Annotated in this window: 10 protein-coding genes; 2 read left to right on the forward strand and 8 right to left on the reverse strand. The window is 68.6% G+C overall.

Features of this window, described 5'->3' with window-relative positions:
- Positions 1–107: 107 nt before the first annotated feature.
- The 3 genes from SRAH_RS08215 to SRAH_RS08225 are packed head-to-tail and all read right to left on the reverse strand — an operon-like array spanning position 108 to position 1,758.
- The gene (locus tag SRAH_RS08215) at positions 108–494 is read right to left on the reverse strand and encodes a dihydroneopterin aldolase (protein ID WP_029462866.1); all 387 of its coding nucleotides are present in this window, start codon (positions 492–494) and stop codon (positions 108–110) included.
- Positions 491–931, reverse strand: coding sequence for a dihydroneopterin aldolase (locus SRAH_RS08220; protein WP_045476785.1), 441 nt, complete (start codon positions 929–931; stop codon positions 491–493). Before SRAH_RS08220 ends, SRAH_RS08215 begins: the two co-directional genes overlap by 4 nt.
- Positions 928–1,758, reverse strand: a complete 831-nt coding sequence (locus SRAH_RS08225; RefSeq protein ID WP_029462868.1) for an SDR family oxidoreductase — start codon at positions 1,756–1,758, stop codon at positions 928–930. Before SRAH_RS08225 ends, SRAH_RS08220 begins: the two co-directional genes overlap by 4 nt.
- Positions 1,759–1,905: 147 nt before the next feature.
- Between SRAH_RS08225 and SRAH_RS08230 the strand changes: the two genes are divergently transcribed.
- Positions 1,906–3,048, forward strand: a complete 1,143-nt coding sequence (locus tag SRAH_RS08230; protein WP_029462869.1) for a class I SAM-dependent methyltransferase — start codon at positions 1,906–1,908, stop codon at positions 3,046–3,048.
- A 27-nt stretch (positions 3,049–3,075) separates the two neighbouring features.
- Here the strand turns inward: SRAH_RS08230 and SRAH_RS08235 are convergent, their stop codons facing one another.
- From SRAH_RS08235 to SRAH_RS08250, 4 genes are all read right to left on the reverse strand, one after another.
- Entirely contained in the window at positions 3,076–4,395 is a 1,320-nt protein-coding gene (locus SRAH_RS08235; RefSeq protein ID WP_029462870.1) for a multifunctional CCA addition/repair protein, read from the reverse strand.
- Positions 4,396–4,456: 61 nt separating this feature from the next.
- Complete coding sequence (locus tag SRAH_RS08240) at positions 4,457–4,822, reverse strand: metal-sensitive transcriptional regulator (RefSeq protein WP_082039995.1); 366 nt, start codon at positions 4,820–4,822, stop codon at positions 4,457–4,459.
- A gap of 45 nt (positions 4,823–4,867) precedes the next feature.
- Entirely contained in the window at positions 4,868–5,815 is a 948-nt protein-coding gene (locus SRAH_RS08245; RefSeq protein ID WP_029462872.1) for a complex I NDUFA9 subunit family protein, read from the reverse strand.
- 40 nt (positions 5,816–5,855) lie between these two features.
- Positions 5,856–7,946, reverse strand: coding sequence for a lytic transglycosylase domain-containing protein (locus SRAH_RS08250; RefSeq protein ID WP_082210138.1), 2,091 nt, complete (start codon positions 7,944–7,946; stop codon positions 5,856–5,858).
- A 9-nt stretch (positions 7,947–7,955) separates the two neighbouring features.
- Between SRAH_RS08250 and SRAH_RS08255 the strand changes: the two genes are divergently transcribed.
- Positions 7,956–8,570: a 5-formyltetrahydrofolate cyclo-ligase gene (locus SRAH_RS08255; RefSeq protein ID WP_045476788.1), complete on the forward strand. Its 615-nt coding sequence runs from the start codon at positions 7,956–7,958 to the stop codon at positions 8,568–8,570.
- Between the two features lie 25 nt (positions 8,571–8,595).
- Here SRAH_RS08255 and icmF read toward each other — a convergent pair.
- The coding region (gene icmF, locus SRAH_RS08260; RefSeq protein ID WP_052369141.1) for a fused isobutyryl-CoA mutase/GTPase IcmF at positions 8,596–11,161 on the reverse strand (2,566 nt) is incomplete at its 5' end.

Below are 11,161 nucleotides of genomic sequence, written 5' to 3' on the forward strand. Positions count from 1 at the left end.
CAGACAGTTTAGCATGCCCCCCAAGCGTGCGCTGCGGTCAGGCTGTAGCCTAGGGGCAGCGGCCTAGGGGGCAGAGCGGCACCCGCACCCGCTGTCCGCGCCCGCCTTCACCACTGCCCGCTCTCGATCCGAATGGCCACTTCGCAGTCGTCAAAAATTTCGAGCTTGGCGATGCGCACCCGCACCCCGATCACGCCCGGCAGCCGCAGCAGGCGCAGCGCCAGCTTGCCGATCAGGCTCTCCAATAGGTTCACGTGCTCGGCGGTGCACTCGTCGATGATGATCTGGCGCACCTTGCGGTAGTCGAGCACGTGGCTGATGTCGTCGTCGTGCGGCTGCAGCGGCTGCGTGCCCTGGTTGAGATCGGCATCGACGCGGATGGGCTGCGGGCTGCTGCGCTCGTGATCGAGTATGCCTAGGTTGGCGTCAAAGCACAGGCCGGTGAGGGTGAGGATTTGGGTGCCGGCGTGGGCGGCGTGGGCGGGGGGGCTCATGCTTGGGGGGTCCCTTGGCGCTCGGCTTTGGTATGAAAGACCTCGACGCCCACGCTCTCGCAATCGGGGTAGACGTCAGGCTTGCAGGTTGATAGGCGCACCGCCTGCACGCCGGGGTGCGCCAGCAGGCGCTGGGCCAAGTCGTCGCACAGGGTTTCTTGCAGGCCGATCGGGCCTTGGGCGAGGCGCTGCGCCACCACGGCGCGCACGAAGTCGTAGTCCACCACTTCGTCGATCTGATCGCGCAAGGGGGTGGTCTGGGCATAGGGCACGTACAGATCGACGTCGATCCAGAGCCGCTGCGGGGCCACTTGCTCGAAGTCGTGGATGCCGATCTGGGCCTGCACCTCGAGGCGGCGCAAAAACAGCTTGCGGCAGTGGTGCAGGCTGGGCGGGGGCGCGTCGGGGCGTGCAGCGGGGGCGGTGCGGGTATTCATGGGTGTGCAGCAAGCCATTGATCGACGGCGAACATCACGTCCTGGTTCAGGGGCACGAGGTGTTGGCCGTTGTCCACGCACAGCGTGGTGCCGCAGATGGAAGGGGTTTCGGCCATGAAGAGGCAGGTTTTGGCCACGTCTTGCGGGGCTATGGGTTGGCGGCGCAGGTTGATGCGGCTGGCCAAGTGAAAATTTTCCGGGCTCTGCGGCCCGCTTAGGTACAACAGGCCGGGTGCGACGCCGCACACGCGCACCGTGGGCGCCAGTGCTTGGGCTTGCAGGGCGACGGCGCGCTCCAGCGCCTGTTTGGACAGGGTGTAGGAGAAATAGTCGGGGTTGAGGTTGTAGACTTTTTGATCCAGGATGTGGATCAGGCAGGGGCTGGGGGCAGACCCGGTCTGTGGTTGGGCTTGGGCGCGGGCCTGCAGCGGCTGTGGCGCGGTGACGGCTTGCTGCTGCGCCAGCAGTTGACCCAGCAGCAACGGCGCCAGCAGGTTGACCTGCAGTTGCCGCAAGGCCTGATCGGGTTTGAAGTCCAGCCCGGTGTCGGGCTCGAACAGGGCCGCGTTGTTGACCAGCGCCTGCAGCGCCCCGCCGTGGGCGGCGATGTGATCCATCATGGCGCGCAAGGCGCTTTCGTCGCCCAGTTCGGCCGCAATCAGCTCGATGCGCAAGCCCTCGGCCTGCAAGCGTGCTTGCAAAGCCTGTGCTTGCGCAGCCGAGCGGTGGTAATGGCACCAGACCTGCCAGCCCGCGCGCGCAAAGCACTGCACCAGTTCGGCGCCCAGGCGTTGCGCGCCGCCGGTGATGAGCACGCGCCGGCTCATGGCTGGCCCCCGGCGACGGCGCCGCTTGGGTCGGCGAAAAAAGCGGGAAAATCGGCCAAGGCCGATGTGGGCGGTTGGGGTGGGCGGCCGCCAGCACATCCGCCAGAACCCCTTCCCAGGCGGCCAAACAGCGCTTTTCTGCATCTCATGACTAACGATTCCTTTACAGAGCCCTCGGCGGTACAACTGGCCGGCATTATCCGCCAGCAAGTTCAGGCGGCTGGTGGTTGGCTGCCCTTTGACCGTTTCATGGCGCTGGCGCTGTACCAGCCCGGGCTGGGTTACTACGCGCACGCGGGGCGCAAGTTTGGGGCCATGCCGGCCAGCGGCAGCGATTTCGTCACCGCGCCGGAGCTTACACCGGCCTTTGGCCGCACGCTGGCGCGCCAGGTGGCGCAGGCGCTGCAGGCCAGCGGCACCGATGAGGTGTGGGAGTTTGGCGGCGGCAGCGGGGCGCTGGCGCAGCAGGTGCTGCAGCAATTGCAGGCCGACGGGGTGGCGCTGGCGCGCTACACCTTGGTCGAGCTATCCGCCGAGCTGCGCGGGCGCCAGCAGCAGCGGCTGGCGGCCTTTGCCCCGCACGTGGCCTGGGCCGATGCCTTGCCGCCGCAGATGCAGGGGGTGATCTTGGGCAACGAGGTGCTCGATGCGATGCCGGTGCAGTTGCTGTGCCGCCGCAGCGGGGTCTGGCATGAGCGCGGGGTGGGGTTGGCTGGGGGGCCGCCTTCGGCACATGGTGCGCAGACCTTTGATTGGGCGGATCGCCCCACGGACTTGCGCCCGCCGCTGCAAATCCCTGGCGAGCACGACTACCTGTGCGAAATCCACCCGCAGGCCGAGGCTTTCATCGCCACCTTGGCCGAGCGCTGGCAGCGCGGGGTGGCGTTTTTCATCGACTACGGCTTCCCCGAGGCCGAGTACTACCACCCGCAGCGCAGCGGCGGCACCCTGATGTGCCACCGCGCCCACCGCGCCGACGCCGACCCGCTGGCCGAGGTGGGGCTGAAAGACATCACGGCGCATGTGAACTTCACAGGCATTGCGCTGGCGGCGCAGCAGGGCGGTTTGGAGGTGCTGGGCTACACCAGCCAGGGGCGCTTTTTAATCAATGCCGGGCTGTTCGAGGGTGCGGCAGACTGGGGCTTGGCCGAACGCGCCGCCGCCGCCCGGCTGGTGAACGAACACGAGATGGGCGAGCTGTTCAAGGTGTTGGCGCTGGCCCCGGCGGCGTTGCAGCAGGGTTGGCTGCCCTCGGGGCTGCGGGTGGGGGATCGGACGCACACGCTCTGAGGCGCTGCGGGTGGCTTGGTGGGCGGCTTAGGGGGTTGCCACCAGCAAGGCCGCCTCGATGGCGGCCTCGCGCACCGCTTCGATAGCGCGCCCGATCTGCGGGCCGCTGGTGCGCGGGTTCAGCCCGGGCTGCGCCTGCAGCGCCGTTGCCACCGTGGCGGTGTCGGCCGCCAGCGCCGCCTGCAAGGCCAGCCGCAGCCGCTGCGCCTGCGGGTAGGCGTTGGACTCGTGGCCGAGCCGGCCGCGCGCGTCGGCCTCGCAGGCCAGCAGCACTTGCTCGAAGCGCTCGGGGCGGCGCAGCGCATCGCAGCGCTGCAACAGGCGCAGCGTGGCCGCCGCGCCCAGCCCCAAGCTGGCGTGGATATGGCCGTGCTCGCGCGCCACCACGTCGGCCAGTTCGCGGCAGTCGCGCGGCACGCGCCAGCGCTGCCCGATGGCCTGCGCCAACTTGGCGCTGCGCTGCTCGTGCCCGTGGTGGCGCGGCAGCAGCTCGGCCGGGGTGCTGCCCTTGCCGAGGTCGTGGCAGAGGCAGGCGTAGCGCACTTCCAGCCCCGCCCCGAGTCGCGCCGCCATGTCGAGCACCAGTTCCAGGTGCACCCCGGTATCGACTTCCGGGTGGTGTTCGGGGCGCTGTGGCACGCCCCAGAGCGCATCGACTTCGGGCAGCAGCACGCGCAGCGCACCGCACTGGCGCAGCACGGTCAGCAGGCGCGAGGGGCGCGGCTCCAGCAGGCCGCGCGACAGCTCCTGCCAGACCCGCTCCGGCACCAAGTGGTCGGCTTCGCCGTGCGCCACCATCTGCTGCATCAGGGCCAAGGTTGCGGGCGCGATCTGAAAATCGCTCCAGCGGGCGGCAAAACGCGCCATGCGCAAGATGCGCACCGGGTCTTCGGCAAAAGCCAGCGTGACGTGGCGCAGCACCTTGGCTTGCAAATCGGCGCGGCCGCCGTAGGGGTCGATCAACGCCGGGCTGTGCGGGTCGAAGCGCCCCTCGGCGTCGAGCGCAGCGGCGGGCAGCGCCATGGCGTTGATGCTCAGGTCGCGCCGTCCCAGGTCTTGCTCGATAGACACCGTCGGGTCGGCGTAAAAATCGAAGCCGTGGTAGCCGCGCGCGGTCTTGCGCTCGGTGCGCGCCAGCGCGTATTCCTCGTGCGTATGCGGGTGCAGGAACACCGGGAAGTCGCGCCCCACGGGCAAGTAGCCCTGCGCCCGCATCTGCTCGGGCGTGGCCCCCACCACCACCCAGTCGCGGTCGGCGTGCACGCTGCCGTCGGGGCGGCGGTGCGCCAGGTGGTAGTGGCCCAAGAGGCCGTCGCGCACGGCCCCGCCGACGAGGTAGATTTGCATCGGGTGGGTGCTAGGAGCGCAATCGGGCCGCATCAGCGTGCACGGGCTGGCCGATAGCCGCTCAGGCGTATTTTTCCAGGATGCGGGTGGAGCGTTCGAGGTCGTTTTCGGCGTCCGAGCCGCCGACGGCCTCCATCATGGAGCAGGCCATCATGCGGTAAAAGGCTTTGTCGAGTGCCTTGCGGGCAGCGGCCATTTGCTGCGCGATGTCTTCGCAGGGGCGGCCTTCGTCGATCATATGCACCAAGGCGCGCACCTGGCCTTCGATGCGGCGCAAGCGGTTGCTTATGACGCGCTGGTGCTGGGCGCGGTGCGCCGAGATCGGTTCGGTGGGGGCTGGGATCAAGTCCGCTGGCGGCGCTGTGGGCAGGGTGGCGGGCGCTGGCAGGGCGGCTTTGCTGGCCGACTTGGTGGTGCTTTTGCTCATGGTGGGCTGGGGTAGGGCGGTAGGGTATAGGGTGGAGCGTAGGTTTTATTTGCGCTTGGCCGCATTTTGCCGCAGCGCCAGCAGCGGGTCGGCGCGGCCGGCTTGTTCCAGGTAGCGCGCCGCCAGCGGCTCCAGCGCTTGGGGTGTGATGCCCAGCGCTTGCAGGCCCGGCAGTTTGCCGCTGGCCACGTTGTCCACTTGCAGCGAGCGCAGGTTGTCGCGGCTCAGCAGCGGCTCGCCGGGCAGGCACTGCAACAGCGCCGCCTGCAAGTGGCCCAGCGCCATGGGCAAGGGCAGCACCGGGCGCACATGGCCGCTTAGCCTGCCGGCCAGCCGCACCAAGTCGGCCAAGGTAAAGACTTCGGGGCCAGCGCACTCGACAATCTGGCCGCTGGTGGCCGGGTGTTGCAGGCAGTAAAGCAGCGCCTGCGCCACATCGCCGACCCAGACCGGTTGCAGCCGCGCCTGTGCACCCGCCAGCGGCATGATCGGGAACAGCTTTTGCAGCGTGGCAAAGAGATTGAGGAAGCGGTCTTCGGCGCCAAAGATCACGCTCGGGCGCAAGATGGTGAGGTCCAGCCCGGCGCTTTGCAGCAGCGCCTCGCCCGCGGCTTTGGTGGCTTGGTAGTCGGACGGGCCGTTGGCGCTGGCGCCAAGCGCGCTCACGTGCACCAGGCGGCGCACGCCGCTGGCTTGCATGGCTTGCGCCAGCTTGCGCGGCAGCTCCACGTGCACCTGCTCGAAGCGCTGGCGGCTGCCGTGCAGCACCGCGATCAGGTTGACCACGGCGTCGTGGCCGGGCAGCAGCCGCGCCAGCGCTTGCGCATCGTGCACATCGGCTTCGAGGGGTTGCACCAGCGGCAGCGTCTGCACCGCCTGGGCGTTGCGCAGGCGTCGGGTCGGCACGGTGGCGCGAATGCCGGCCCGGTTGAGCCGCTCGCACAGGTGGCGGCCGACAAAGCCGGTGCCGCCCAAAATCAGGACGTTGTTCATGGGGTCGATCGGGTTCGGGTTGGAGGAGCCATCGCGCGCATCAAGGCCGGGCCGCCGTGGTGGCTGCGTTGGGGGCGCTGGCGGCATTGGCCGCGCGCGGCCCGATGGGGGGCAGGTGCGCGCTGATGCGCTGCGGCTGCCCGCTCATGAGGGCGGCGTAGTTGGTGGAGTTGGCCAGCACGCGCTGCACGTAGTCGCGCGTTTCGGCAAAGGGAATGTTCTCGATCCAGATCGCGGCCTCCAGCACCGGGCCGTTGCGCCACTGGCGCGGCCGTCCGGCACCGGCGTTGTAGGCCGCGGCCGCCAGCGCCCGCACGCCGTCGAAGTTCTCCAGCGCCAGTTGCAAATAGGCGGTGCCGATGACGATGTTGGTGTCGCGGTCGTTGATCTGCTCGGGCTGGAAGTCGCGCAGCCCGATCTGGCGCGCAGTCCAGCGCGCGGTGGCGGGCATGACCTGCATCAGGCCAGAGGCACCCACGTGCGAGCGCGCATCCATAACGAAGCGGCTTTCTTGATGGATCAGGCCAAACACATAGGCCGGGTCGAGCCCGATCTCGCGGCTGCGCTGCACCACCTGCTCGCGAAAGGGCGTGGGGAAGCGCTGGCGCTGATCGACTTCCTGCCGGGTGCGCAGGCTGGTGCTGATGCAGCGGTCCCAGACCTGGCGGCTGCAGGCGAAGTCGGCCGCAGCCAGCAGCTCGCGGTCGCTCAGGCCGCCGCTCTGGTGCGTGATGGTCTGGTAGTTCCACTCGCGCACACCCTCTGCGCGCAAGCCAATGGCGATGGCGTGCAGGGCGCGCTGCAAGCCGGGGTTGTTGCGCGCCGCAGCGATTTCGGCCGCCGTGAGTGGGGCCGGGGCGGGCGGGGTGGTGATGGCCTGCCCCAGCGCTTCCAGGGCAAGCTGCTCGTAAAAGCCGCCCACGCCGGCGATGCGCTGGTACAGGCCTTGGGCTTGCTGGCGCATTTGCGCCGCCTGCGCCGCCGGGGCGCTGCGGGCGCGCTCGATCAGCGCGCGCGCCAGCCAGTAGCTCCAAGCCGGCTGATCGCGCTGCGCCGGGCTCATGGCCATGATGGCCTCATGCACCATGCCCCAGTTGCCGCCGCGCAGGGCGGCGCGGGTTTTCCAGATCAGGTGCTCGTCGTGCAGGTGCTCGACTTGGGCGCGGCCAAAGTGCTCCAGCGCGTCTGCATCGAGGCGCTGCGTGAGGCGCCGGCCAATCACACCGCGCACCCAGCTTTGCTCCTCGGGGCCGAGCTGGGTGCGCCAGCGTGCGCTGCCCAGTTGCTCGGCCGCTGCCGCCGGGTCGTTCATGGCCAGCCGGATCAGGGCCAGCGTGATCAGCTCGCGCGTGTGCGCAGCCGAGCTGTCGGCGGCCAGAAAGCGCGCCGGGTTTTCCATGATGCCTGCCACATCGGCGGCGCGGCCGGGGGCAACCAGGCGCACCGCCTGGGTGGAGATGGCGCGCTGGTTGTTTTCCGCTCCCAGCCGGGCGCGCTGCCAGACCACTTCGGGCGCGAGCGCACCAGCGGCCAGCAACTGTTCGGCAGCCAGCGCGCAGCCTTCGTCGGCGCGGGTTTGGCCCAGCCACAGCGGGGCCAGTTCGGCGGCGCGCTCAGCCGCTGGGCGTGGCCCCGGCGCGGCCAGAATCAGGCAACGCAGCTCGCGCTCGCTGGTGGGGCGCCACTGCGGCAGCTCTTCGTTGAAGGTTGCCCAGTTGCGGTTGTTGCCGAGTTCGATCATCCACTCGGTGCGCAGCCGGTTTTCGTAAGCGGTGCCGCTCCAGCGGCGCATAAAAGCGCGGATTTCCTCGGGGCTGGCGCTGCGCAGCCGCGCCGACAGCTCCCAGTAGCCGGCCAGTGGCTCCAGCGGATGCCCGGCTACTTGCGGCAGCAGGGCCGCTAGGCGCGGGGTGTCGTTGCGCTCGAAGGCGCGGCCCATGTCGAGCAGAACGCGGTCGGCGGCGCTGAGTGCAGCGGGCACAGCGCCCGCTGCAGCCGCAACCGTGGCAGCGGGCGGTGGTGTTGCAGGCAGGGCAGTCGCCCCCACCGCGCCCAGAGGCAGTAAGATGAACGCTGCCCAAGGCAGCAGCCGCCGCGCCGCAGCGCTCCGATCCACGCACAATTTTTGCATTCGCCGATTATGGACAACAAAAGCCCACTTGACCAGCCGGCGCGTAAAACCCAGTGGCGCCAGCACCTCATTGAGCAGCGCCTGCGCTTGGGTGACCGGCTGGCGCGCAACGAGGCGCTGCAGCGCGTCATGCGGGTGTGGCTGGTCGATCGGCCCGACACCGCCATAGGCGCCTACTGGCCAATCAAGGGCGAGTTCGACCCGTTGCCGGCCTTGTTTCGCTGGCAAGAGGCCGGGCGCGAGGCCGACGCGCTGGGGGCCAGCCGCGAGCGCAAAATCGGCCTGCCGGTGATCGACAAAAGCAACAAAACGCTGAGCTTTCACCGCTGGTACCCTGGCTGCCCGATGGAAGAAGACGCCTACGACATCCCCAAGCCCAAGGGCACCGAGCGCATCGAACCCACGCTGCTGTTTGTGCCCTGCGTGGGCTACGGGCCGGGCGGCTACCGGCTGGGCTATGGCGGCGGCTTTTACGACCGCACGCTGGCGCAGTTGCAGCCGCGCCCCTACACCGTGGGGCTGGCCTACACCCAGGGCTTTTTGCCCGACCTCGAGCCCGAGCCGCACGACTGGCCGCTAGACGCCATCTTGAACGACAACGGCGCAGTCTGGCCGTTGGACTGAAGCCCGCAGCGTGCCCCGGCCGCGCTCACATGCTGCGCCGGTACTGCCCGCCCACCTCGAACAGCGCCTGCGTGATCTGCCCCAGCGATGCCACGCGCACCGCCTGCATCAGCAGCTCGAACACGTTCTGGTTGTCGATCACCGCCTGCTGCAAGCGCTTGAGCATAGCTGGGGCCTGCTCGGCGTGGCGGGCGTGGAACGCCTCCAGCCTTTGCAGTTGCGATTGTTTTTCGGCCTCGGACGAGCGCGCCAGCTCGATCTGCGTGGGCAGCGCGTCGCCGTGCGGGTTGCGAAAGGTGTTGACGCCGATGATCGGGTAGGCGCCGCTGTGCTTGAGGTGCTCGTAGTGCATCGATTCGTCTTGGATGCGCCCGCGCTGGTAGCCGGTTTCCATCGCGCCCAGCACCCCGCCGCGCTCGCTGATGCGCTCGAACTCGGCCAGCACCGCTTCTTCCACCAGCTCGGTGAGCTCGTCGATGATGAAGGCACCCTGGTTCGGGTTCTCGTTTTTCGCCAAGCCCCACTCGCGGTTGATCACGAGCTGAATCGCCATGGCGCGGCGCACGCTTTCTTCGGTCGGCGTGGTGATGGCCTCGTCGTAGGCGTTGGTGTGCAGGCTGTTGCAGTTGTCGTAAATGGCGATCAGCGCCTGCAGCGTGGTGCGGATGTCGTTGAAGGCGATCTCTTGCGCGTGCAGGCTGCGGCCGCTGGTTTGCACGTGGTATTTGAGCTTTTGGCTGCGTTCGTTGGCACCGTATTTGTCGCGCATGGCCACGGCCCAGATGCGCCGCGCCACCCGGCCCAACACGGTGTATTCCGGGTCCATGCCGTTGCTGAAAAAGAAGCTCAGGTTGGGCGCAAAGTCGTCGATGTGCATGCCGCGCGCCAGATAGGCTTCGACGAAGGTGAAGCCGTTGGAGAGCGTGAAGGCAAGCTGGCTGATCGGGTTCGCGCCGGCCTCGGCAATGTGGTAGCCGCTGATGCTGACCGAGTAAAAATTGCGCACATCGTGGTGCACGAACCACTCGGCGATGTCGCCCATCACCTTCAGGCTGAACTCGGTGCTGAAGATGCAGGTGTTCTGGCCCTGGTCCTCTTTGAGGATGTCGGCCTGCACCGTGCCGCGCACATTGGCCAGCACCCAGGCGCGGATTTTGGCGGCTTCGGTGTCGGTCGGTTCGCGCCCGTTGTCGGTCTTGAACTTGTCGATCTGCTGGTCGATGGCGGTGTTCATGAACATCGCCAGAATGGTCGGGGCCGGGCCGTTGATGGTCATCGACACGCTGGTGCTCGGGTTGCACAGGTCAAAGCCGCTGTAGAGCACTTTGAGGTCGTCGAGGGTGGCGATGCTCACGCCGCTGTTGCCCACTTTGCCGTAGATGTCGGGCCGCGGATCGGGGTTGGCGCCGTAGAGCGTGACCGAATCGAAGGCCGTGCTCAGGCGCTTGGCCTCCATGCCCTGCGACAGCAGCTTGAAGCGGCGGTTGGTGCGAAAGGCGTCGCCCTCGCCGGCGAACATGCGCGTCGGGTCTTCGTTTTCGCGCTTGAAGGCGAACACGCCGGCGGTGTAGGGGAAGCTGCCGGGCACGTTGTCGAGCAGCAGCCACTTGAGGATTTCGCCCTCGCACTCGTAGCGCGGCAGCACCACTTTGCGGATTTTGCTGCCCGAGAGCGTGGTGTGCACCAAAGCGGTGCGGATTTCGCGGTCGCGGATTTTCACCACGTACTCGTCGCCGGCGTAGGCCTGCTGCATGGCGGGCCACTGCGCCAGCAGCTTGCGCGCCGCCGGGTCCAGCCGCTGCTCGCGCTGTTCGGCCAATTCCAGCGTGGCTTCGGCGGCCTTGGGGCGGTGCGCCTTGTCCACCCGCAGCATGGCGCTGGCGGCGCGCAGTTGCTGGATTTCGCGCGCCAGCCGCGCCTGCGCGCGCGCCTGCTGCTTGTAGCCGCGCACGGTTTCGGCGATTTCGGCCAGGTAGCGGGTGCGCGCGGGCGGCAGCACGGGCGACTGGTTGGAGCTGTGGCGCACGCTCACGGGCGGCAGACGCCCGCCCTCTGCGCCCAGCGGCAACGGCAGGCCGAGCGCGGCCAAGCGCGGTTTGAGCGCCTGGTAGAGGGCGCTCACGCCGTCGTCGTTGAAGCGGCTGGCGGTGGTGCCAAAAACCGGCATCTGCTCCGGGCTCTGGCTCCAGGCCTGGCGGTTGCGCTGCACCTGCTTGGCCACGTCGCGCAGCGCGTCGAGCGCGCCCTTGCGGTCGAACTTGTTGATGGCCACGAACTCGGCAAAGTCGAGCATGTCGATTTTTTCAAGTTGGCTGGGGGCGCCGAATTCGGGCGTCATCACGTACAGCGGCACATCGACCAGCGGCACGATGGCGGCGTCACCCTGGCCGATGCCCGAGGTCTCGACGATGATCAGATCGAAGCCCGCCACCTTGCACGCCGCGAGCACATCGGGCAGGGCGGCGCTGATTTCGCTGCCAAAGTCGCGCGTGGCCAGGCTGCGCATGAAGACCCGTTGCGCGCCGCCACCAGCGGCAAGCGTGGGGGCATCAACCCCGCCGCCGCCGGGCCGCCCCAAGGCGGCGGGCGCC

Origin of the sequence: Serpentinimonas barnesii, from assembly GCF_000696225.1 — a bacterium.
Taxonomy (GTDB): Bacteria; Pseudomonadota; Gammaproteobacteria; order Burkholderiales; family Burkholderiaceae_C; genus Serpentinimonas; species Serpentinimonas barnesii.

Coding starts and splice junctions, on each gene's coding strand:
- SRAH_RS08215 (WP_029462866.1), bottom strand. CDS start 494: ATGAGCCCCCCCGCCCACGCCGCCCACGCCGGCACCCAAATCCTCACC.
- SRAH_RS08220 (WP_045476785.1), bottom strand. CDS start 931: ATGAATACCCGCACCGCCCCCGCTGCACGCCCCGACGCGCCCCCGCCC.
- SRAH_RS08225 (WP_029462868.1), bottom strand. CDS start 1,758: ATGAGCCGGCGCGTGCTCATCACCGGCGGCGCGCAACGCCTGGGCGCC.
- SRAH_RS08230 (WP_029462869.1), top strand. CDS start 1,906: ATGACTAACGATTCCTTTACAGAGCCCTCGGCGGTACAACTGGCCGGC.
- SRAH_RS08235 (WP_029462870.1), bottom strand. CDS start 4,395: ATGCAAATCTACCTCGTCGGCGGGGCCGTGCGCGACGGCCTCTTGGGC.
- SRAH_RS08240 (WP_082039995.1), bottom strand. CDS start 4,822: ATGAGCAAAAGCACCACCAAGTCGGCCAGCAAAGCCGCCCTGCCAGCG.
- SRAH_RS08245 (WP_029462872.1), bottom strand. CDS start 5,815: ATGAACAACGTCCTGATTTTGGGCGGCACCGGCTTTGTCGGCCGCCAC.
- SRAH_RS08250 (WP_082210138.1), bottom strand. CDS start 7,946: ATGCAAAAATTGTGCGTGGATCGGAGCGCTGCGGCGCGGCGGCTGCTG.
- SRAH_RS08255 (WP_045476788.1), top strand. CDS start 7,956: ATGGACAACAAAAGCCCACTTGACCAGCCGGCGCGTAAAACCCAGTGG.